The organism is Prochlorococcus sp. MIT2302 (assembly GCF_059772385.1).
Genome location: NZ_CM186285.1, coordinates 814648 through 833682, shown reverse-complemented (window position 1 = coordinate 833682; position 19035 = coordinate 814648). Strand labels below are relative to the sequence as shown.

General features: G+C 32.1%; 28 protein-coding genes and 1 tRNA gene. 13 read left to right on the top strand and 16 right to left on the bottom strand.

Features of this window, described 5'->3' with window-relative positions:
* Positions 1-41 precede the first annotated feature (41 nt).
* The gene (locus tag AC6EI2_RS04985) at positions 42-479 is read right to left on the bottom strand and encodes a hypothetical protein (RefSeq protein ID WP_498463291.1); all 438 of its coding nucleotides are present in this window, start codon (positions 477-479) and stop codon (positions 42-44) included.
* Positions 480-671: 192 nt separating this feature from the next.
* On the opposite strand from AC6EI2_RS04985, the gene psbF reads away from it, so the two are divergent.
* A complete protein-coding gene (psbF, locus tag AC6EI2_RS04980) occupies positions 672-965 on the top strand; it encodes a cytochrome b559 subunit beta, long form (RefSeq protein WP_498463290.1) in 294 nt (97 codons plus the stop codon).
* Positions 966-1123: 158 nt separating this feature from the next.
* Entirely contained in the window at positions 1124-1651 is a 528-nt protein-coding gene (locus AC6EI2_RS04975; RefSeq protein ID WP_498463289.1) for a hypothetical protein, read from the top strand.
* Between the two features lie 51 nt (positions 1652-1702).
* On the opposite strand, the gene AC6EI2_RS04970 is transcribed toward AC6EI2_RS04975, so the two are convergent.
* Entirely contained in the window at positions 1703-1864 is a 162-nt protein-coding gene (locus AC6EI2_RS04970; RefSeq protein WP_498463288.1) for a hypothetical protein, read from the bottom strand.
* 77 nt (positions 1865-1941) lie between these two features.
* The gene (locus AC6EI2_RS04965) at positions 1942-2220 is read right to left on the bottom strand and encodes a SemiSWEET family sugar transporter (RefSeq protein WP_498463287.1); all 279 of its coding nucleotides are present in this window, start codon (positions 2218-2220) and stop codon (positions 1942-1944) included.
* Positions 2221-2313: 93 nt separating this feature from the next.
* Between AC6EI2_RS04965 and AC6EI2_RS04960 the strand changes: the two genes are divergently transcribed.
* A complete protein-coding gene (locus AC6EI2_RS04960; protein WP_498463286.1) occupies positions 2314-2580 on the top strand; it encodes a hypothetical protein in 267 nt (88 codons plus the stop codon).
* 96 nt (positions 2581-2676) lie between these two features.
* Positions 2677-2844 carry a hypothetical protein gene (locus tag AC6EI2_RS04955; RefSeq protein ID WP_269611017.1) on the top strand — a complete coding sequence of 56 codons (168 nt, stop codon included), beginning with the start codon at positions 2677-2679 and terminating at the stop codon, positions 2842-2844.
* On the opposite strand, the gene AC6EI2_RS04950 is transcribed toward AC6EI2_RS04955, so the two are convergent.
* Positions 2833-5175 (bottom strand): tetratricopeptide repeat protein, encoded by a 2343-nt coding sequence (locus AC6EI2_RS04950; RefSeq protein ID WP_498463285.1) that lies wholly within the window; start codon positions 5173-5175, stop codon positions 2833-2835. The genes AC6EI2_RS04955 and AC6EI2_RS04950 overlap by 12 nt on opposite strands.
* A 194-nt stretch (positions 5176-5369) precedes the next feature.
* On the opposite strand from AC6EI2_RS04950, the gene AC6EI2_RS04945 reads away from it, so the two are divergent.
* Positions 5370-5825 carry a peroxiredoxin gene (locus AC6EI2_RS04945; protein WP_498463284.1) on the top strand — a complete coding sequence of 152 codons (456 nt, stop codon included), beginning with the start codon at positions 5370-5372 and terminating at the stop codon, positions 5823-5825.
* A gap of 56 nt (positions 5826-5881) precedes the next feature.
* Here AC6EI2_RS04945 and AC6EI2_RS04940 read toward each other — a convergent pair whose 3' ends face one another.
* Positions 5882-6157 (bottom strand): DUF8643 family protein, encoded by a 276-nt coding sequence (locus AC6EI2_RS04940; protein WP_498463283.1) that lies wholly within the window; start codon positions 6155-6157, stop codon positions 5882-5884.
* Positions 6158-6637: 480 nt separating this feature from the next.
* On the opposite strand from AC6EI2_RS04940, the gene AC6EI2_RS04935 reads away from it, so the two are divergent.
* Positions 6638-6826 (top strand): hypothetical protein, encoded by a 189-nt coding sequence (locus tag AC6EI2_RS04935; protein ID WP_498463282.1) that lies wholly within the window; start codon positions 6638-6640, stop codon positions 6824-6826.
* Positions 6827-6865: 39 nt separating this feature from the next.
* Here the strand turns inward: AC6EI2_RS04935 and AC6EI2_RS04930 are convergent, their stop codons facing one another.
* Together AC6EI2_RS04930 and AC6EI2_RS04925 are read right to left on the bottom strand one after the other, a co-directional pair.
* A complete protein-coding gene (locus AC6EI2_RS04930; protein WP_498463281.1) occupies positions 6866-7222 on the bottom strand; it encodes a hypothetical protein in 357 nt (118 codons plus the stop codon).
* A 94-nt stretch (positions 7223-7316) separates the two neighbouring features.
* A complete protein-coding gene (locus AC6EI2_RS04925; protein WP_498463280.1) occupies positions 7317-7742 on the bottom strand; it encodes a nuclear transport factor 2 family protein in 426 nt (141 codons plus the stop codon).
* A 115-nt stretch (positions 7743-7857) separates the two neighbouring features.
* Between AC6EI2_RS04925 and AC6EI2_RS04920 the strand changes: the two genes are divergently transcribed.
* Both AC6EI2_RS04920 and AC6EI2_RS04915 read left to right on the top strand, forming a co-directional pair.
* On the top strand, positions 7858-8217 hold the full coding sequence (locus tag AC6EI2_RS04920; protein WP_498463279.1) for a hypothetical protein: 360 nt from the start codon (positions 7858-7860) through the stop codon (positions 8215-8217).
* A gap of 44 nt (positions 8218-8261) precedes the next feature.
* Positions 8262-8486 carry a DUF6737 family protein gene (locus AC6EI2_RS04915; protein ID WP_498463278.1) on the top strand — a complete coding sequence of 75 codons (225 nt, stop codon included), beginning with the start codon at positions 8262-8264 and terminating at the stop codon, positions 8484-8486.
* Positions 8487-8576: 90 nt separating this feature from the next.
* On the opposite strand, the gene AC6EI2_RS04910 is transcribed toward AC6EI2_RS04915, so the two are convergent.
* From AC6EI2_RS04910 to AC6EI2_RS04885, 6 genes are all read right to left on the bottom strand, one after another.
* On the bottom strand, positions 8577-8828 hold the full coding sequence (locus AC6EI2_RS04910; RefSeq protein WP_498463277.1) for a hypothetical protein: 252 nt from the start codon (positions 8826-8828) through the stop codon (positions 8577-8579).
* Positions 8829-9173: 345 nt separating this feature from the next.
* Positions 9174-9368, bottom strand: coding sequence for a hypothetical protein (locus AC6EI2_RS04905; protein WP_498463276.1), 195 nt, complete (start codon positions 9366-9368; stop codon positions 9174-9176).
* Between the two features lie 105 nt (positions 9369-9473).
* Entirely contained in the window at positions 9474-9815 is a 342-nt protein-coding gene (locus AC6EI2_RS04900) for a hypothetical protein (protein WP_498463275.1), read from the bottom strand.
* 2 nt (positions 9816-9817) lie between these two features.
* The gene (locus tag AC6EI2_RS04895; RefSeq protein ID WP_498463274.1) at positions 9818-10138 is read right to left on the bottom strand and encodes a hypothetical protein; all 321 of its coding nucleotides are present in this window, start codon (positions 10136-10138) and stop codon (positions 9818-9820) included.
* The gene (locus tag AC6EI2_RS04890; protein ID WP_498463273.1) at positions 10135-10296 is read right to left on the bottom strand and encodes a hypothetical protein; all 162 of its coding nucleotides are present in this window, start codon (positions 10294-10296) and stop codon (positions 10135-10137) included. Before AC6EI2_RS04890 ends, AC6EI2_RS04895 begins: the two co-directional genes overlap by 4 nt.
* A gap of 216 nt (positions 10297-10512) precedes the next feature.
* Positions 10513-11133, bottom strand: coding sequence for a hypothetical protein (locus AC6EI2_RS04885; protein WP_498463272.1), 621 nt, complete (start codon positions 11131-11133; stop codon positions 10513-10515).
* Positions 11134-11653: 520 nt separating this feature from the next.
* On the opposite strand from AC6EI2_RS04885, the gene glyQ reads away from it, so the two are divergent.
* Both glyQ and AC6EI2_RS04875 read left to right on the top strand, forming a co-directional pair.
* Positions 11654-12526: a glycine--tRNA ligase subunit alpha gene (gene glyQ / locus AC6EI2_RS04880; protein WP_498463271.1), complete on the top strand. Its 873-nt coding sequence runs from the start codon at positions 11654-11656 to the stop codon at positions 12524-12526.
* Positions 12527-12677: 151 nt separating this feature from the next.
* Positions 12678-13910, top strand: a complete 1233-nt coding sequence (locus AC6EI2_RS04875) for an iron uptake porin (RefSeq protein ID WP_498463270.1) — start codon at positions 12678-12680, stop codon at positions 13908-13910.
* 89 nt (positions 13911-13999) lie between these two features.
* Here AC6EI2_RS04875 and AC6EI2_RS04870 read toward each other — a convergent pair whose 3' ends face one another.
* Positions 14000-14245, bottom strand: coding sequence for a hypothetical protein (locus AC6EI2_RS04870; protein WP_498463269.1), 246 nt, complete (start codon positions 14243-14245; stop codon positions 14000-14002).
* A gap of 85 nt (positions 14246-14330) precedes the next feature.
* Complete coding sequence (locus AC6EI2_RS04865) at positions 14331-14996, bottom strand: Fe2+-dependent dioxygenase (protein ID WP_498463268.1); 666 nt, start codon at positions 14994-14996, stop codon at positions 14331-14333.
* Between the two features lie 148 nt (positions 14997-15144).
* Here AC6EI2_RS04865 and AC6EI2_RS04860 point away from each other — a divergent pair, with 148 nt between their 5' ends.
* The 3 genes from AC6EI2_RS04860 (at position 15145) to AC6EI2_RS04850 (ending at position 17412) form a co-directional block, all read left to right on the top strand.
* Positions 15145-16170: an extracellular solute-binding protein gene (locus AC6EI2_RS04860; protein WP_498463267.1), complete on the top strand. Its 1026-nt coding sequence runs from the start codon at positions 15145-15147 to the stop codon at positions 16168-16170.
* 70 nt (positions 16171-16240) lie between these two features.
* Positions 16241-16327 (top strand) — tRNA-Ser (locus AC6EI2_RS04855).
* Between the two features lie 260 nt (positions 16328-16587).
* Entirely contained in the window at positions 16588-17412 is an 825-nt protein-coding gene (locus AC6EI2_RS04850) for a class I SAM-dependent methyltransferase (RefSeq protein ID WP_498463266.1), read from the top strand.
* 358 nt (positions 17413-17770) lie between these two features.
* On the opposite strand, the gene AC6EI2_RS04845 is transcribed toward AC6EI2_RS04850, so the two are convergent.
* Positions 17771-18691, bottom strand: coding sequence for a putative sugar O-methyltransferase (locus AC6EI2_RS04845; RefSeq protein ID WP_498463265.1), 921 nt, complete (start codon positions 18689-18691; stop codon positions 17771-17773).
* Positions 18692-19035 lie beyond the last annotated feature (344 nt).

The following is a 19035-nucleotide window of genomic DNA, read 5'->3' as shown; positions in this document are numbered from 1 at the left end:
TAATTAATGGATATATCCCTTTTCGTTTAAATTGCGTCGATTTATAAGCTCGGTCCCATCATGCCAAAACCACTTTGAAGACCAAAGGAGATTATTACAAAAGTACTGATAGCCAATCCAATTAACACAGATGTGTAGAGCCTGTTTACTCCATAACCAGCTTCAACAGGATTAAAATCAGCAACTACGAAAGATTTCTTGCTGTATTTCCCTCTATCTGTAAGACCTATTGCCCCTAAAGCTGTCTGAGGTGTAAGTGACGCTCCCTCGTCATCTATGAACCAAGGCTTATTGGTGGTTTTGTTCTCAGGAGATGGTTCACCTAGAGAAGTAGCTGCGTATGAGTTATTAATTCTACTGGAATCTTCTTTGAAAAATCTTGGAAACATATAAGTGTGCCAGAGGCCTATTACGCCAGCCCAAGCAATCATGCTTACTCCAGCTAATCCGAAAAGAATTTCTTTAAAACCGAATTCCATAAATCAAACTAATTAATTTACGCCTTTCTAGGGGCAATGGCTCCACCATATCAGAAGTTTTGCGAGTCAACTTAGAGAGTTATTAAAGCTTCTAAATTCGGACCAATTTGTTACAGAATCCATAAGGTCAATCAATCAATCTGCCTTTTTGACTCTCGTATGCCAAGATTTACTGCATAAATAAAAAGTTGGATGATTAACCTCAAATTACTTTTGGTACTAACCCCAGTCATTTTTACAGTTGCCTTTACTGATTATTGGTTGAGAAGATGGGGAGTATTTGTCTGGGATAATGGACCTACCATTCAAAATGAGCAAGTCTGGGAAGATACTGCAATTGTTGCTGATAAAGGAAGACCTGCAGGGGGCTATCCAGTTTTTACTGTTAGGACTTTGGCGGTGAATGCATTGGGTATTCCCACAGTATTTTTCCTTGGTGCAATTTTCGCAATGCAATTTATTCGCCGTGGTGTAATAAACGCATAACTAAAAACTAAAAATAAAAAAAGGCTTATCGTTAGATAGGCTTTTTTTTATTAGAAAAATTATTTTATTCTAAATTTGATAGATAATTTTAAGATTATTTTTTTCATCAATCAGAAGATACCAATTCGTCTTATAATTGCTGTAGAAACAAGTCAGCTATGGAAAATCAAGAATCAACCCAAGCAGAAAGTAATAGCTTAACAGCTGTTTTAGATAATCCTAAAACTGATATAGACATTTCTCCAATTGATGATCAACCAGAAGTTTTAGAGGAAAGGAAATTATTTCCTACTGATCAAGACTCAATAACATCAATGATTGAAGATGCATTCCCTAATAGAGCATCTAACAATCAATTATCTGCTCGTCAAGCTAATTCATTTTCATTTGTTGGTAGAATATTTTTCTTATGGGTTTGGCCCATAGTCTTGCATAACAAAATTAGAAACTTAATAAATAATTTGAATTTTGCACAAGCCTACTCAGATCCTGGAGAAAATACATATTCAGTAAAAGATACTGAAACTGTATACACAATGACAAAAGATGCATTTGCAGGTAAAGGAGGAATGAAATTTATGGGTATTAGATTTATGTCTATTTGGGTTTTCCCTGTAGCAATAACTGGTGCAGTTATGGAATTTTTATTCGTTGGGCCACTTATGGGGACTAATCCTTTTGGCTAGTAGCTGAGTTAAAAATAATATTATTCTTTGAGAAAATATATAATATTATTTTTACACGTTTCTGAAAGGGAAAAATGGTGTAACTTTTTTTGTTGGGTTGCTGCTTGCAATAGATTTACCTCTGATGTACATGAATAAACCAAGTGTAATTATCATTACAGGCGGATGCAGAGCTAAGGATCTGCCAATTAGTTGTAGTTCTTCCCCTGACATTTTGAAAATTTAACTCTCTATTAACTATAGCCTCTAATGGTGCTCAATAATAAATATTTAATATATATAAAAGAATTTTATTGCTCTCTACTTTTGCTGTAGGTAATTTTTAAAATTAAAATTGAAAAATTAAGAATTAAGGTAATTATATTTGCAGTTAGAATTGGAATTGAATTGATATTTAAACCGTAAACAATCCAACAAATAAGACCTGTTATAAATATAATCAACATAACTAATGATACATCCTCTGCCTTTTTTGTTTGCCATGTTTTATATAACTGAGGTAAAAAAGCAGTAGTAGTAAGCAAAGCTGCTGAAAAACCAAATAAATCTATATAATTAAAGTGATTCATGTTTCTTATGGTAATCAATACGTGTGAAACTATATATTAATGAGGTTAGTATATAATCTAACCTTGAACTCGTAGTATTTTAATCAGAATTTCATGAGTGATCAGTCTGATTTCAAAAATGAAATTTTAAAGAAGAAATTTGAGATTTTATTGGATGAAGATAATGAGATTAAAAAATGGAATGAAGGTCTATTGATTAAATCACTTATCCTTTTACCCATAATAATCTTCATAGTAGGTTTATATATTATTAATAGACCAGAAAATATTTTAGATCTTTTATTTGTATTGATTTACCCTGTAGTTTTAATATTGATGGGGTTGACAATTCTATTCGTTATGAGAAGCAAATTAAAGTAGAAGATAATAATAGAATCTTTTAATTTAAATCTTGTTATGATGTAGCCAATAAGGTTCTCCCACTGTAAGCTATTGGTAATTAAACATTAATATCCAATGGCAGGCGGACCATTACTACAACTTTGGGAAAACCTACTACCATTTGCTAAGGATCTGAGAATTCGCTTTGCAATAGCAATGCTGGGTAATGTTCTAGCAATACTATTTATTTTCTCCTTATGTAAATTGTTTATTCCAGGATTGGAAGAACAATTATTTAATTGATTTTCTAGCCCAGAATTGATACATTTCTCTAAAAGAATTAGGATTTGATTTTTCAAATTTATTCCATAATTCTAAATCTTTTAAAGAGTCTATATCTTTATTATCTTTCTGAAATTCATCTTTTATATCTTTTGAAAGAGTAAAACCTAGGAATTCCAGATTAGATAGTGTTAACATCTTTTTAATTTCAATTAATGAGTAACAGTTTTCATGACTATGAAAACAGAGATCTCTACACATTGAGGTTGAGTAGAAATCTGACCAATTAGTTATTTCATTTAACCTCTTTATTTCTCCATTGAGAACGTCATTTCGGAAGCTTCTTATTTCATCATTGCTTGGTTTAATATCTTTTTCTTTGATTATTTCTCTTGCTTTTAGTATTTCTTTTCTTGCATATTTGCTGTAGAGACCTAACTTTAAAAAACCTTTTTCTTCTAATACATCCAATAGATTTGATAATCCCTCAGTAGGATCATTCATATGGTGAAGAACACCTGAACATTCTATTAAATCAAATTTTTTATTTAATGATTTTAATTCAAGTAAATCCATTTCAATAAAATCAACATTTTTCATTCCGTATTCATCGACCTTTCTTTTTGCATATGAGATGCTTGAATTGCTTAAATCGATTGCTGTTATTTCACAATTACTATATCGAGATGCTTCAAGTATTTGAATCCCTGTCCCACAACCAGCTATAAGAATATTTGTTTTTTTATTTTTTAATTGATCTGAATTAGAGTTAATTATATTTGGATAAATTTCAGAATTAATAACTGATAAAATGTTTAATTTATTTTCTTTAGCGTATGAATTATACCTCCACCTAGGATATGGGTTTAATTCATACTGGTTTTTTACTTCCTTAGATATAAAATCTTTTATATTCCCTATCTTCTTAATTCTTTTTGAAATCTTTTTTTCATCATTTAACTCCTTAATTTGTAAATTGAGTAGATTATTCAATTCTTCATTTTTTGATACATAATCATTCAAGTTAATGGTTTCATTGCTTATTGTAGATAGAGATTGATAGCAGGAGATTATTGCTAATTTATAATCTTTATTTTTATTATTATTGATCGTTTTCTTAAGTTCTTTTAGTTTATCATCTTCTTCTTTGGATATGTAATAGACATATTCATTTAAGAAACATTGTGATCCAAGACCTATAGTAAAATTCAAAATATTATTATTTATTTTATCTTTGTCTGAATAGCTCATTAGTATATTCTTTCGTATGTTCCTTAAAACTTTTTCCCATAACGGAGAGCAAAATATGAGTAATGAAAGTGCTTTTACTAATTCCTTATCCTTAACAAGAATATTAAATTCATTATTATTATTATTTAATTCTGATTCTGAAATCGATAATTTTTCTAATACTTTTTTAGAGATTAGGATGTTTATATTGCCAAATAGTTCTCTATGAGAAATATCTTTCCTATTTAAGATTTTATTAAGTAGTTCTCTATTATCTTTCGTTGATGTATTTAATATGTTTCCTTTTTTAATTAATTCACTTAAAAGTTGAAAACTTAAATCGCTATTTTTATTCAATAAAATCTCTTTTTTTATAAATGAGAGTGATTTTTTATAATCACCCATCTGGTTAAAGATAGTTGCTAGATTTAAATAACATTTTTCTAATTTATTATCTATCTCTATCGCTTTCTCTGTATGTAATATTGCCTTTTCTAGTTCTTGTTTATCTTTGTAGCATGCGCCTAGATTTAAATGTGCTATGGCAGATTCATTATTTATTTCCAAAGCTTTTAAATAATATTTTTCTGCCTCTTCATATTTATTAGAATCTTTATTTAGCAATCCTAGATTTATATATGCATCAAAGTAATTATTATCTAGCTTGATTGCTTGTTCAAGAGATAATTTTGCCTCATTATATTTATTTAAACTTTTTAGAATTAATCCTCTAATACAATAGCTATTTGGAAGATTTCGATTTAATTTAATGGCTTCTTCAATTATTATTTCTGCTTTCTCTAAATTATTTAACTTATAATATAAAAAAGATAAATTTAATTTTGAGAAAATATGATTTGGATAACTACTGAGACATCTTTCGTATAGTTTGATAGCTTTATCATTTTCATCTTTGTCTTCACATATAAGGGCATAATTTGAAATTATATCTGCATCAGAGTACCCATTTTTTAAAAAAGTTAAATATCCTTTTTCTGCTTCATCTAAATTACCTTTAATATGATGATTGATTGAGTGTGCTTTCAGATCCTTTTCTGAGAGGTTTCGGAGTTTTTTAGAGGAGCCTTTAGTCTCCTTTTTCTTTTTCCCGAAACCACTCAATGATTTTTATTTAATTAATACCATTATACTGAAACTTAAAATCTTATTTTCTTAACTTAATAAATTTAGAGTTTAGAAACTATATTTACTAGGTGTCGATGTATAAATTTTAGAGTCAATACTTATTATCAACTCATTACTCCTCCGATATACCTTAATTTTTTATATAATGAATCGTAAAGTTTATTATTCAAATGCCTGTAAAGTTAGGCGATCAAATACCTGATTTCTCACTCTCTGATCAGCTTGGAGTTAATAGAACAAACAAGCAAGCTAAGGGTAGGCCACTAGTTTTATTTTTTTATCCGAAAGATGATACACCTGGTTGTACAGCTGAAAATTGTGGCTTTAGAGATAAATATGATCTTTTTAAACTATTCGGAGCTGAAGTATGGGGGGTGAGTGGTGATGATGAAGCAAGCCATAGATCTTTTGCTGACAAAAATAAACTTCCTTTCCCATTATTGTGTGATACCGACAATTCTTTGAGAAAAGCTTTTGGGGTCCCCAAAGTTCTTGGTTTATTAGATGGTCGCGTGACTTATATTATTGACTCAAAAGGTATTATAAGACATATTTTTAACGACCTTTTAAATGGCCCTGCTCATGTGAATGAAGCTCTAAGAGTATTAGGTGAAATAAGAAATTAATTATTTCTAGTTAGATTTTTTTAATTTTTGGTTTTTTAAGAAAATCTCTTAATTACTCAAGATAATGTTTTTTTATTAATTTGTTTTCGTTGTAGTTTTTCTACCACTGTTTCTGAAGAAATCTTAGAAATATCATTTAAACCGTTTGCATCAAACCATGGGGCTGTCGTCCAATCGAATCCTTTACCGAAAGTATTGTCCGGAGAAACTATGTACCAATGGCAAGCAGTGTCGGGTACATCCACAGCACACTTTGACCAGTTATCACTCCACTGGGGTACTTGAACCCAAAGTAAAGTTGAGAAAAACATAGAGAATAAAGAAGTGAACATATATTCAGTTTTTCTCTACCCTAATGCTTTTCTCTCTCGAACGAGGATTATAAATTTTATTTTTTGTAAAATAATCAAATAATAATTATAAGTTAATCTAATTAATCTTCGTATCATTTTTTAAGTATCTCAGGCATAAAATTTCTTGGGTCTCTTCATTCTCCCCAGAGTTTACTATCCATTCTTTAAACTCTTGATAAAGAACCGATCTATCTACTCTATCTATTTCAGTCATCCTAATCAGGGTACAGCTAATTGTGACTGAGATTATTTCTTCAATAGAGGGGTGGTTTCTCAATTTTTATCTGAGTATAACTACAACAATCTAATTATAAATTCTCTTTGACGAGTCTTCTCGGCCATAACTTTATATTCAATTTATCAATCGAATATTATTATTTATAAATCCAAGGTATTTTTATAAATATTATTTCAAACTAGTTGTTATACCTTTATAATAGCTTATAAACTTGTTTTTCAATGGAAAGAGAGAGTAAAAACAAATCTTTCCTTTTTTGGATCGAGGAAATTTGGGAAGAAATAGAGGTTCAAATTTATGGAATATTAGGTTCAATATTATTTTTTTGTGTGATTTATTTTATTTTTAAACCTCATTGGATGAGTCCAATATTTGATCTTTTTTCGAAAAGTAAATTACCTGTAGGTTAAAAAATCAAATATTAAATGATTAATTACAACATTCAACTATTAGTGCTCTAAACTTTTCTCTTTGGCTACTAACTCTATAAATTTCCATACAAGGGCATGTTTATAGTCGTCCTTGTTTGGACAAGCAGATACGACTTCTTGCCATGAGAAATAATCTTGATCATTATGGTCTTTTAGTGGTGATCCAAAATCTCTTGCAAGATTAGAAAGAAAAGAGTATCCCAGTCTTTCTGAAGTGTATTGGATGATCTCATCTGAGTAACTCATATATAGCAATAGAGTGTCAGCTTGATAGTTATGTCTTGTGCACGCACCATTAGAACAACCACTATTCGCAATCTCTATGCATGCTTTATGGTCGTAGGTTTCCTTGATTAAATCAACTAATTTTCCCATTTGATTTTTCCATAGCCACTCATGTTATAGCTAAAAAACCATAATCACGTATTGAACCAAATAACAAATAAAAATTTAGAAAATAATAAATTTTTTAGCCAACAAATCTTGAGTATAACCACCTAAAAAATGCTCCAATAATTGGAATATTTCCAAATGTTCCTGAACAAAAATCAAAATAATCTCTATGTTCCTTGACCTTCCCTTCTTCATCAAATATCAACCTTGTTGTCCCATCGTATATAAATTCGATACCTTTTATTTTTAAACCCATTGTCCATTCAACAAAAGCAATATTCTTATTGATGGCAATTGAATGTGATTCTAAAAAAATATCATCACATCTTTTGATTAATCCATCTTGAGCTTTGATGTATGCATCAATTCCATTTTTTTCTTGAGTAGGATCAATAAATTTAACTTCTTGATTGTACAAAGATTCCCATTCTTTCCTTGATGGAGCTTTTTCTCCATAAGATAAGTTAAAGAATTTTTTTAACTCTTTCTCTTTGATGAGCATTGAATTGAACGTTAATAATTACAATTTAGATTATTTAAATAAACATCGCGTTTAAGCTATCTCATCAAGACAACTCAGAAATAGCTTAGATTTAGTGTCTATTCATTTAGTTCATATGAACAGGAAGAACATTCTTATTTCTATTGCTGTCCTTGGAATAGGAATAATTCTCTATAAATTGCTTTTAGGACTTCTCCTCCCAATAGGTTTGTTTGTCTCTCTTGGATATGTTCTGAAATTTTTACTCAAGGGTTCAGCGTCTGATTCGGTTAATGAGGCTTCTAAGATTTTTACTAATAGTGAGACCTCTTCTTCAACTGACAACATAGTTGAAATTAAGCCTGTCAAAGAAGAAAAGCCTGTCAAAGAAGAAAAGCCTGTTGAAGAAGAAAAGCCTGTCGAAAAAGATAAGCCTGTTGAAGAAGAAAAGCCTGTTGAAGAAGAAAAGCCTGTCGAAGAAGAAAAGTCTGAATAATTGATTAGGCTTGGAAAGCTATAATCATTGATAAAGTTTCTTTAATGGATATAAATTCAAAAAAAAGTTTTTGGTATTACAAGCCTTACTGGTGCCAACCTTGGTCAATTGTAAGCTTTGGAGTTTTAGTTCTAATTTGTAGTTGGAAATTATTTAATAACATTATATTTAGTTCAACCGTAGGCGTTTTTGTTTTTGTCTGGTGGATATTATTTTTAATACTTGCTCCGAATTCATATCAAGTAACTAACGATAAAGAACAACCATAATTAATTAATTATCTCAATAGGCTTGAAAATTAATTCTCTATTTAGAACAGACAAGTAAAATATTAATTTTAAATTAAGTCTTTACTTAACCTAAGCACTAATTGTTTTGGATGTGAGTCCTCTGCAACCACCTGAAAACCGATTTCGATTTGTCCAATAAAATCCAACTAATTCTCTTGTCGAGTTTGCTATGAGAGTTTCTCTGTCTATGCCTAGTGCGCTTGAAAGCTTTAGACTCTTTGTTGAGTTCCAGCTTGAAGTGCTTGAAGATTCCATTAGATACTCCAGTTGATTGTTTGAAAAAATACGAGAAAAATCTCTTACCTCTGTTGACCATTTCATTACTCATGCTCTGTAAATAAAATGATTTTGCTGTGGCGGGTAAAAAATTGAGATTTTTCAATACGCTGATAACACATCTTGATAGTACATCAGTATTGCTGAAATTCAATTTTTATTTCCTGGCTATGTAGTTAAATTTAGTATGTATTAATTGTATACAGTTATTTGCTAATGATTTAAGTATATTTTAAATAATATATAATCTTGTTAATTTGTTTAAATTAACAAGATAAAACTTAATTATATTCAAGATAAAAAAATAATATATTATAATAACATTATTATCTTGTAAAATATAATAAAAAATTAGATATATAAACTTAAAATTTAAAATATTATCTATTATTATTTAAATGTAAACTTATCTAAAACTAGTATCTCCTGGGTTGAAAAATCGCTAGCCGATATACAATTTATCCACTCTTTATACTCTTGGGCAATAGCTAATTGATCTCCTGGGCAGACCTCTACTGTTCTTTTTAAAATCTGAGATAAACCCTTAACTAATATTTCTTCTATGCTTTTTTGATCTTCTTGCATTTAATTCTTATATCTAATCTAGAGTACCTTTTAATAATTTGGTTGTAAAGTGATTATTAATTTCAATAAAAAAGATTTGCTAATCATTTTTTATAGATAAATTAATCATGCAACATTGCTCTCATCATTTTTCTCTAATGATGGAATAAATCCTAACTCTTCTATCTTTTCAACTAATGTAAGATTGGTATCCTCTTTACTTGATTTTAATTTCGTAGGATTAGTTTTTATTCCCTTCTTATTTACATTATAATCTATTTCTAAATTTTTTTTAACTACATTTTTGTTAACTGATAATATTATTTGATTAATAATATTGATATTAATCAAACACAATGAAGTTATAATACCAATAATAACTAAAAAAATATTATGAATGTAAAAATATGACAAAACTAATGCTAAAGAAAAATACTCTATGGCATGATTAATTTTGGTTTTTTTCATGATTAGGCAACATCCTGATCATTTCTTATGTTTTGTATTTCCAACAAGGTCAAATCATAGGATGATTGGATTTGATTGTTATAGTCTAATTCATCAATAAATTTTGATAGGCTGTCTTTTCTTTTTATCCAATTATTCCTTATCGTTTTAGGTAAGTCAGGGAGATGTATGTCTTTTTTATCTAGAGATCTTGTATATCGTTTTCTTTGCCCAATATCCATTATTGAATTGCAGCTCTCATTATTGTGAGAAAGATCATTTTTGACCTCTCTTGATTCTGTAATGGCCTTTAATTCTGAAAGACTTCGAATAAATGGAATCATGCTGCATGCCTCTCTTTACTATTTTTGATTAGTTCGTTTTTTAATTTTCTATTTTTTTTATATGCATTTATATAGTGTACGTCGTAAGATCCCAATCCTTCTCTCTTAGGGTTGTATAAATGGATAAATCCACTTCTGGACTTTGAATTATTATTCATAATATCAAGCCACTCTCTTTCTTTCGTTTACGTCGCTCATATCATCTGCATCGCAAAGATGCTTTGGCTTGTATTTCTGTAGTAGTCTCTTCGTTATACTATAGTCAATTGTGCTGATATTTTTAGATTCAAATTCTAATTTATTTGAACCTCTAGAGCTTAAATTAGTAATCTTCATTTGAATAGTAATGCTGAGAAAATTTTAGGGATTTAGGATTAGACTAGTGAGTCTATTTTTTCTCTGTTCGATAGAAGCTTGCTAAGCTTCTTGTTTTCATCTTGAAGATTGCTTATGACTTTCTTGTATGTCTCGATTCTTTCTTTGAGGGATTTAATCTTTTGGCTTTCAGTCTTTTGAGCAGATTTATTCGTCTTCTTTTTGCCCCCTTTTACTAGGCCTCTTACAGTTGCCTCTGTCATTCTCTGACCATTTTCCACGGCTTCAAACACCTTTTGTCGCTCCTTGTCTGTTACCCCTTTGCTTCCCATTAATGCCAGTGACCTAGGGGTTAACGACGCAAGCAGGTTGTCGTCTATATCGGAGCCACCGAGCCAGTTAGTGTATGCGCTTACAAGGTCAACGGCGAACCTCTCAGAGCAATTGATTGCGCCCGACTTCAGAAAGGCTCTCCAATTCCCAGGCTTGATATTGCTCTTGATGTCGGAGAGATTTGCCGCGACAGCCCTTAGCGACTGTCCGACGCAATTCAGCTCATCGTTGATCTCGACGACCGATTCTTTGACATACTCCACCTGGGCCGGCACGAGCCCCTTAGTCACCTCGCTATTGAGTGAAATACTCGGTAAGTCGACCACCTCCGAGGGTGATAGTTCCATAAGCCTTGGCAAGTGTATGTCTAATATACGTCTTGTGACGAATCGGAACAACTGATACTTATGTACTACCATTCAAGGGGTGCACTAACTGATTGTCATGAGCTAGTTTTAGGTTTGTATTTTTTAATTTACACGAATTTTGTATGGTTTTATTAAAAAAAAGTATTCTTTTAGTTAATTAATATTTGTTTGCAGATCGAATAGCTGTCTTGTATTTAATAGATAACTTCGTTTTTTAATTTACCTGTATGCGAATTAAAACTTAGGCGTGCTTAAACCTAAAAGTTGTCATTTTTAGGTTTAAGCTTTTGCGTTCAGTTGATGTTTCTGAGTATAAGTACTTTTGGGTTTTGTGCTTTGTTCTCATCCAAATACTCAGTTTTAAATGATCACCAGTTGATTTAGAATTAAATTAATTTTAGCGATATGGCTATTTGAATAGAGAAGTACGTATGTGCTTCCTAATTTAGACCCCTTCAGGTTATGCCTATCACTACTAATTCTTGTCATATCAATACTAATGTATTTCCAGGACATAATTTCCAGTCTTAATAAATTTTGGAGTCAGCAAGGTTGCTTGCTACTTCAGCCTTATGACTTAGAGAAAGGTGCAGGAACAATGAGTCCTCATTCTTTCCTTAGAGCTATAGGTCCCGAACCTTGGGCTGTAGCTTATCCTGAGCCCTGCCGCAGGCCAACTGATGGCAGGTATGGAGACAACCCAAATAGAGCTCAACATTATTTTCAATACCAAGTTCTAATTAAGCCCTCTTTGGATGGTATTCAAGAAATTTATTTGTCTTCTCTTGATTGCCTGGGTATTTCGGCCAAAGATCATGATATTAGATTCGTTGAAGATAACTGGGAATCTCCAACTTTGGGCGCTTGGGGAGTTGGATGGGAGGTCTGGCTTGATGGGATGGAAGTTACCCAATTTACTTATTTTCAGCAATGTGGTGGTATTGATTGTAAGCCTGTCTCGATTGAGATCACCTATGGATTAGAAAGATTAGCAGTGTATTTACAAGGTGTTGAGAGTATTTGGGACCTTTCATGGGACAAAAATAATAAATATGGTGATATTTGGCTTCCTTTTGAAAAAGGTCAATGTAAGTATAATTTTGAAGAATCTAACTCAAATAATTTAAGAAAACTTTTTGAAATTTATGAAGAAGAGGCTCATCATTTAATAACTAAAAAACTTCCTGCACCTTGCCTCGACTATGTTTTAAAATGTAGTCATACATTTAATTTATTGGAAGCTAGAGGAGTTATATCTGTTACGGAGCGAACTAAGATTATTGCAAGAATTCGATCTTTGGCTCGTAAGGTCGCAGAAGCTTGGTTAGACGAAAGAGAAGCTCTTGGATTTCCTCTAGGCTTAGATTCGTGATTAAAACCAAGTAATACTTTTAGTTTTTGTTGATAAAAAATATATCCAATACTTCTAGCTGCTGTATAAAAAGATACTTTTTGATGTTAGTGCTCTGGAATGTCTTGATGAATACACTATTATGGGCAGGTCAAATTTGTGTGAGGACACAATGAAGCTTTTTCAGCGTTTGCTGGTAGCTCCTGCTGCTTTGGGCCTAATGGCACCAATGGCAGCAAATGCAGATATTTCTTCTGTATCAAACGAATCTGAAGTTATTGAAGCTCGTGTTGATGGTGTAGAAGCTCAGCTAGAAGAAATCCAAGCTGGTGCTTTCTCTTCAACCACAACAATGAGTGGTAAGGCTGCGTTCGTAACTGGTTATGTTGACGATGACAATCAGACTGATTCTGACAAGGTCACACTCAACTACATGTATCAGTTGAACATGAACTCCAGTTTTACTGGTGAAGATCTTCTTTACACAAGAATTAAGACTGGTAACTTTACTAAGAATGGTCGTTTCTCTACAAAAGGTAACGGAGACTATCTAGCTGCTTCTAACCAGAACGGCGGTACTCTAAAAGTTGACAAGATTTGGTATCAGTTCCCTGTTGGCGATAGCCTTCAAGTATGGGTTGGACCAAGGATTGAGAACTACTACATGCTAGCTAGTGCTCCATCAATTTACAGGCCAGTTACTAAGCAGTTCGCTCTTGGTGGTAACGCTTCTACTTATGGTTCAAGTACAAGCCCTGGTTTTGGTGCTGCTTACACTCAGCAGGTTGATGATCCATCGGCCGGTAGGTTTGCAGTAAGTGTTAACTACACCGGAAAGGGTGGAGATAATGCATCAGCTGGACTTCTAGACGACGATTCTAAGGAATTCTTCTTGACTAAGGTTGAGTACGGAACACCTCAGTGGCAAGTATCAGCAGCATTCGCTAGCAAGACAAATGGTGAAACTTATGATGGTTACTACCACACTGCAGCTGGTGAAGATTACAGCAAAGACTTAACTTCAATCGGTTTAAGAGCTTATTGGAAGCCTGAGACTTCAGGATCTATTCCTCAAGTTCAACTAGGTTATGACATAGCTTCTGTTGATGATGCTGCTGTTGGTGATCCAGACGAGATGTCTGCTTGGATGGTAGGTCTAGGTTGGACTGATCTATTTGTAGATGGCAACAGAGCTGGACTTGCATTTGGTTCTAGACAAGCTGCAACTTCTTACAATGGAGCTGGTTCTGATCCTGCAGAAGACAACACTGTTTGGGAAGCTTATTACTCATTCAAAGTTAATGATGGTGTAACTATCACTCCTACAGTATTTGGTGGTTCTGATGTTGAAGCTGACGGCAAGGACGTCAACGGCGCACTTGTACTAACAGAGTTTAAATTCTAAATTCTGCTTAAAACAAAAAAATCGCCCCTTAGGGGGCGTTTTTTTTTTCATTAAAAAAGCCCCCTAAGCGGCTTTGCGCTAATTAAAACTTACCAGCAATTTTCTCCTTCCCCGATAGGAATACAAACATCAGCTTTTTTTGCTTTATCGGCAGCTTTTTGGGCAGCTTCGTCAAGCTTTCCATCTTCATCTACGTCTTGATCAGTAGTCCATTCTTTTGTGCCACCCATGCCACCATGTTTTTCTCCTGCGATTGAATGATCTGGAATGATTGCGGTTGTAGCTAATGCCGCTGTTGCTGCTAGGAAAATTCCTACAGGACTTTTTTTAGGCATATGTAATTAGGTTTTTTTGTATTTTGATAGTTTGAGTCTATCAATGAAAGTTCATTTTTTACTTTATTAAGTATAAAGAACTTGATTAATCTCCCATTCTTCTCAATATATTGCTGTATGCCTGGAAAATTAAATCTAATTCGTCTGATCTGCCATGTTTAGCTAGTAAACCTTTTGCACCTGCATCTAGGCCGAATAGAAAATTACGATCTTCATTGTTTTGCACATAGCTTTGAATCCAGCCTACACATACATAACGTTCACCATCTTTTACTTTAGCTACAGAATGAAGTTGAGTGCTGGGATAAATTATCATTTCTCCAGCAGAAAGTTTTATTTTTTCAGTTTTATGGATTGTCTGAATAATTAATTCACCACCTTCATAGTCTGTTGGTTCGCTTAAAAACAAAGTAAAAGAAAGATCACTTCTTCCTGAGGGCATATATGGATTATCAATATGTGTACCATATCCATGCCCAGCAAGGGATTTAGTAAACATGACACCATGAATAAGACTGGGTAATGTAAAACTTTTTAAAAGAGGATTTGAGATTATTTTATTAACAATAGTATCTCTAAGCTCAATTGATAAGTTTGAATTTTTATCTAATTGAAAATTTGATTTTATTTTTGCAGCATGGCTTCCTGCAGTCTTTTTGCCATCTTGCCATGAATATTTTTCGGCTTTTAGCTTTTGAATTATTTGAAGAGCTTCTGATTGATCGATTAGAGAATGAGTTAAATATTCCATGTTCAATATCTAAGTTTGACTGACATCCTAAAGCATAAATAAGATATCAATTTATACTTCTATGAGTATAAAAGTTGCGTTGCTATATTTAGCCCTAACTTTTTGTCTAGTCTACTTTCAAATATTAATCCCTTCCCTAGATTGATTAATGAATTTAATTAAGCGTCTTTTTACTTCTGTAATAGCAGGTTCACTATTAGTCTCTTCAGGACTTAATCAAGTAAAGGCCTCTGATAGAGAAGTAAGAATTTACTCAGGTAGGCATTACAACACTGATAAGCAGATATATAAGAAATTTGCCGAGGAGACCGGGATAAAAATCCGATTAATTGAGGCTACAGGTATATCTCTAGTTGAGAGATTGAAAAGAGAAGGGTCAAATTCTAAAGCAGATGTGATTCTTCTTGTTGATGCGGCTCGAATTAGTAATGCAGCAAAGAGTGGACTTCTTCAGTCATATAGATCTGCTGAATTAGATAAGAATGTTCCATTGGAATATAGAGATCCTCAAGCAAGATGGTATGCCCTTACAAGAAGGGTGAGAGTTATGGTCGCAAATCCTAAAAAAGTCGATGTGAGTTCAATTAAAGATTACTCAGATCTTGCTAATCCTGCTTTGGATGGTCTTGTTTGTGTTAGGAAAAGGAGTAGTCCATATAATCAATCTTTAGTAGCCAATCAAATTGTAAATAAAGGAGAAGTTAAAACTAAAGAATGGTTAAAAGGAATGATGTCAAACATTTCTCAGCCTTTTTTCCCTGGGGATATAGGTGTTATTAGAGCTGTTGCTCAAGGTAAGTGTGGCGTAGGGATAGTTAATCACTACTATGTTTCAAGAATGCTTGCAGGTGTTAATGGTAGTAAAGATAAAAGGTTGGCTAAAAAAGTAAAGGTTCTCACTCCTAACCCTGCTCATGTGAATGTAAGTGCAGGTGGAATTGCTAAATATGCTGAAAACAAAGAAGAAGCCATTAAACTCCTTGAGTACCTTGCTTCTCCTACAGGTAGTAGAGGGTTGGCTGGCCCAACATTTGAACATCCATTAATCGGTTTTAATAAAACGGATGAGGTTACTCAATTTGGAGGATTTACTCCTGATGATGTGACTATTGATCAATTAGGAGGCAATAATAAAAAAGCAATCAAGCTTATGAGACAGGCAGGTTGGGATTAAACATTTAATAAATTTTTAATTCTTTTTGTTTTTCAGTAGAAAGATAAGATTGATTTAAACTTGTTTCAAAGGAGAGGTGGCTGAGTGGTCGAAAGCGAACGACTCGAAATCGTTTGATAGCTAAAACTATCCGTGGGTTCGAATCCCACCCTCTCCGTATTTTTGCAATTTTCGGCAAAGTATGGATTTGTTGATGACTGTGTTGGAATTCACCTTCAGAAATATTTGTGGAAAAAACTGAGTAACCGACAAAGACTACAAAAAGTATTTATAAATTAAAAGACGCACTTCACCCTGTCACTTTGTTGCCTTCTCTACGGAGAAATCATAGATAGTTTGGTCTCTCTACACCCTGCATGAAAAAAATAGGGAAAATCCTAGAATACAGTTAATTAAGTTTTTCTTAGGATGAATTAAATGAAGAACGTTGATAAAAAGGTGGTCAGCGATTTTGGTATGGAATGGGATCAATATGATCAAAGTCAACCGGGTCCGCAATTAAAAGAAGCATTTCTACAGTATTTTTCATTATTTCCAGAGCAATATATAAATGCTCATTCAGTTGGATTTGATGCTGGATGTGGTAGTGGAAGATGGGCAAGATATATAGCACCTAAGGTTAAACATCTTTATTGTTTTGATCCAAGTCAAAAAGCACTGAATGTTGCCAAAAGAAATTTATCTAAATTCGACAATTGTTCTTTTGAATGCGCATCTATTGATGACTGCTCTATTGCAAATCAATCTATGGATTTTGGTTATTGCTTGGGTGTTCTACATCATCTTCCAGACACAATTAGTGCGCTGTCTAATTGCGTCTCTAAATTAAAAAAAGGTGCTCCATTGCTGGTTTATATTTATTATAAATTAGACAATAAACCTTTATGGTTTAAATGTATATGGAAATGTGTAGACATAGTCAGAAGATTTACCTGTGTTCTGCCTTTTAAAATTAAATTACTTGTTGCTAAGTTGATAGCAATTTTTATATATTTTCCAATAGCAAGATTTTCATTAGCGTTAGAATTTTTAGGCATGAATGTTTCAAATATTCCATTGTCTGATTATCGCAAGAAAACTTTTTATTTTATGTCTACAGATGCTTTAGATAGATTTGGAACTAAACTTGAAAAGAGATTTACTAAAGGAGAGATACTATCTATGATGAAAGATTGTGGGTTGACATCTATAGAATTTAGTAATTCAACCCCATTTTGGGTTGCTATTGGATATAAAAACTAGAATTATTATTATTAGTAATTCAATCAACGAAGAGGAATTTCAATGAATTTGATTGTCATTTTTATAAAATATAATTAAAGAGATTTTATCGTATCAAGAACCAACGAATTTTCTAAACCCTCATATTATCTCAAATCTCAATCCTCCATATCTACTGGCAAAACTGACTTCACCTTGACTTCACCAAGCTATATTCCTAGCTATTGATATTTTATCCTAGTAATTTATATATCTTTTTTACCTTAAGAATACATGCCTTTCTATTATTTTTGAATTTTCTAGTTGTGTAATGTTTAAGGATTTACTTGCTGATTGGTTTTAATTAATTATATTTTTAATAGTAGGTTAATATCAAAATCTAATTTTTAAGATAAACTTTAATCAATCTATGTTGAATGGGTCCATCAAATTTACGAGTAAAAGGTGGCCTGTTTGCTGGGAATTCCTGATGCCAAGGACATAATTCATCAAAAATAATAATATCCTTATCTAACCATCCATATTCTGAGAAATTAATTAATGTATTATCTGGTAATTTTTTGGAAATTCTATTGCAGCAATAAAAATAAGTTTCAGAACTTTGTCCCCTTATCATATTAAAATAGTTTTCTATATCTTCTGAGTTCATTTCTTGCATCGAACAAACATTGATAAAGACATCAGCATTAATATCAATGCTTTTATATTTTTCTGCTTCTATATAGTTAAAGTGATTCGAGAAAAAATCATCATTGGATCTTATTAAAAAATGTTCAGTTTCAGGAAATACTTTTTGTGAGTAGTATAGATCAAAGATAAGTGTTCTTCCTAGATTGATGAATATTATTTTAGATGTTGGAAATACTTTCTTAATTAGGCATCCAAGAGCACCATAACCGTCTCCAATAATGCAGAATGTTTTTGTATCAAGTTTAGAGATTGATTTTGATAACTTATTAACTATTAATGCTTGTCTTGCGAGATCATAGGAGAAGGTTCGAGAAGATTGATTTGCAACGAAGTGAGTCTTATGAATGATATTTTTATCGCAATCCTTTAGAAGTTTAGAAATATAGAGCCTTGTTGGAATATTTTTAATTGAATTTAAAATACTTTTTTGCTTATAGTCTCCAAATCCAAACCCTTCTAATACCCAATCATCATTTAATTTCTTTACTTTTTGCAAAAGTCCGAACTTTCTCCAATGTGATGATGTTTGACTAGAAAAGTCAGACCGATTGTAAAAATCGTTTAAAAGTATAGATATTGAATCTTGATTGTTATTTTTTAATTTATTCAAATTTCATACCTTGAATTAAAAATAGATTTTACTTAATTAAGCGCGGAAAAATATCCTAAGTCTTATTTATTCATATATGAGAAATATCTATTTAACTACCTTTTAATTAATGGAAAAAGTCTATTTATTCAATTCTTTATAAACTCTTTATGGTGCTCTCCGCAGCAGAATAACCTATTTTCTGTAATTGGGGCTTTGTTTATGACATGCATCTGCATCTCAACAACTGAGGGGTTAAAGAATGTGTCGTTGGATTGCTAATCTGATTTGGGTTTATTGTTCGCTTAATTTCTTCTATATGCTCCCTTATCCTCAAGATCAATAACACTCTCTCCGAAAGAAAT

Excerpts from the sequence above, each read along its gene's own strand:
- AC6EI2_RS04985 (WP_498463291.1), bottom strand. The coding sequence starts at position 479 with ATGGAATTCGGTTTTAAAGAAATTCTTTTCGGATTAGCTGGAGTAAGC.
- psbF (WP_498463290.1), top strand. The coding sequence starts at position 672 with ATGATTAACCTCAAATTACTTTTGGTACTAACCCCAGTCATTTTTACA.
- AC6EI2_RS04975 (WP_498463289.1), top strand. The coding sequence starts at position 1,124 with ATGGAAAATCAAGAATCAACCCAAGCAGAAAGTAATAGCTTAACAGCT.
- AC6EI2_RS04970 (WP_498463288.1), bottom strand. The coding sequence starts at position 1,864 with ATGTCAGGGGAAGAACTACAACTAATTGGCAGATCCTTAGCTCTGCAT.
- AC6EI2_RS04965 (WP_498463287.1), bottom strand. The coding sequence starts at position 2,220 with ATGAATCACTTTAATTATATAGATTTATTTGGTTTTTCAGCAGCTTTG.
- AC6EI2_RS04960 (WP_498463286.1), top strand. The coding sequence starts at position 2,314 with ATGAGTGATCAGTCTGATTTCAAAAATGAAATTTTAAAGAAGAAATTT.
- AC6EI2_RS04955 (WP_269611017.1), top strand. The coding sequence starts at position 2,677 with ATGGCAGGCGGACCATTACTACAACTTTGGGAAAACCTACTACCATTT.
- AC6EI2_RS04945 (WP_498463284.1), top strand. The coding sequence starts at position 5,370 with ATGCCTGTAAAGTTAGGCGATCAAATACCTGATTTCTCACTCTCTGAT.
- AC6EI2_RS04940 (WP_498463283.1), bottom strand. The coding sequence starts at position 6,157 with ATGTTCACTTCTTTATTCTCTATGTTTTTCTCAACTTTACTTTGGGTT.
- AC6EI2_RS04935 (WP_498463282.1), top strand. The coding sequence starts at position 6,638 with ATGGAAAGAGAGAGTAAAAACAAATCTTTCCTTTTTTGGATCGAGGAA.
- AC6EI2_RS04930 (WP_498463281.1), bottom strand. The coding sequence starts at position 7,222 with ATGGGAAAATTAGTTGATTTAATCAAGGAAACCTACGACCATAAAGCA.
- AC6EI2_RS04925 (WP_498463280.1), bottom strand. The coding sequence starts at position 7,742 with ATGCTCATCAAAGAGAAAGAGTTAAAAAAATTCTTTAACTTATCTTAT.
- AC6EI2_RS04920 (WP_498463279.1), top strand. The coding sequence starts at position 7,858 with ATGAACAGGAAGAACATTCTTATTTCTATTGCTGTCCTTGGAATAGGA.
- AC6EI2_RS04915 (WP_498463278.1), top strand. The coding sequence starts at position 8,262 with ATGGATATAAATTCAAAAAAAAGTTTTTGGTATTACAAGCCTTACTGG.
- AC6EI2_RS04910 (WP_498463277.1), bottom strand. The coding sequence starts at position 8,828 with ATGAAATGGTCAACAGAGGTAAGAGATTTTTCTCGTATTTTTTCAAAC.
- AC6EI2_RS04905 (WP_498463276.1), bottom strand. The coding sequence starts at position 9,368 with ATGCAAGAAGATCAAAAAAGCATAGAAGAAATATTAGTTAAGGGTTTA.
- AC6EI2_RS04900 (WP_498463275.1), bottom strand. The coding sequence starts at position 9,815 with ATGAAAAAAACCAAAATTAATCATGCCATAGAGTATTTTTCTTTAGCA.
- AC6EI2_RS04895 (WP_498463274.1), bottom strand. The coding sequence starts at position 10,138 with ATGATTCCATTTATTCGAAGTCTTTCAGAATTAAAGGCCATTACAGAA.
- AC6EI2_RS04890 (WP_498463273.1), bottom strand. The coding sequence starts at position 10,296 with ATGAATAATAATTCAAAGTCCAGAAGTGGATTTATCCATTTATACAAC.
- AC6EI2_RS04885 (WP_498463272.1), bottom strand. The coding sequence starts at position 11,133 with ATGGAACTATCACCCTCGGAGGTGGTCGACTTACCGAGTATTTCACTC.
- glyQ (WP_498463271.1), top strand. The coding sequence starts at position 11,654 with ATGTATTTCCAGGACATAATTTCCAGTCTTAATAAATTTTGGAGTCAG.
- AC6EI2_RS04875 (WP_498463270.1), top strand. The coding sequence starts at position 12,678 with ATGAAGCTTTTTCAGCGTTTGCTGGTAGCTCCTGCTGCTTTGGGCCTA.
- AC6EI2_RS04870 (WP_498463269.1), bottom strand. The coding sequence starts at position 14,245 with ATGCCTAAAAAAAGTCCTGTAGGAATTTTCCTAGCAGCAACAGCGGCA.
- AC6EI2_RS04865 (WP_498463268.1), bottom strand. The coding sequence starts at position 14,996 with ATGGAATATTTAACTCATTCTCTAATCGATCAATCAGAAGCTCTTCAA.
- AC6EI2_RS04860 (WP_498463267.1), top strand. The coding sequence starts at position 15,145 with ATGAATTTAATTAAGCGTCTTTTTACTTCTGTAATAGCAGGTTCACTA.
- AC6EI2_RS04850 (WP_498463266.1), top strand. The coding sequence starts at position 16,588 with ATGAAGAACGTTGATAAAAAGGTGGTCAGCGATTTTGGTATGGAATGG.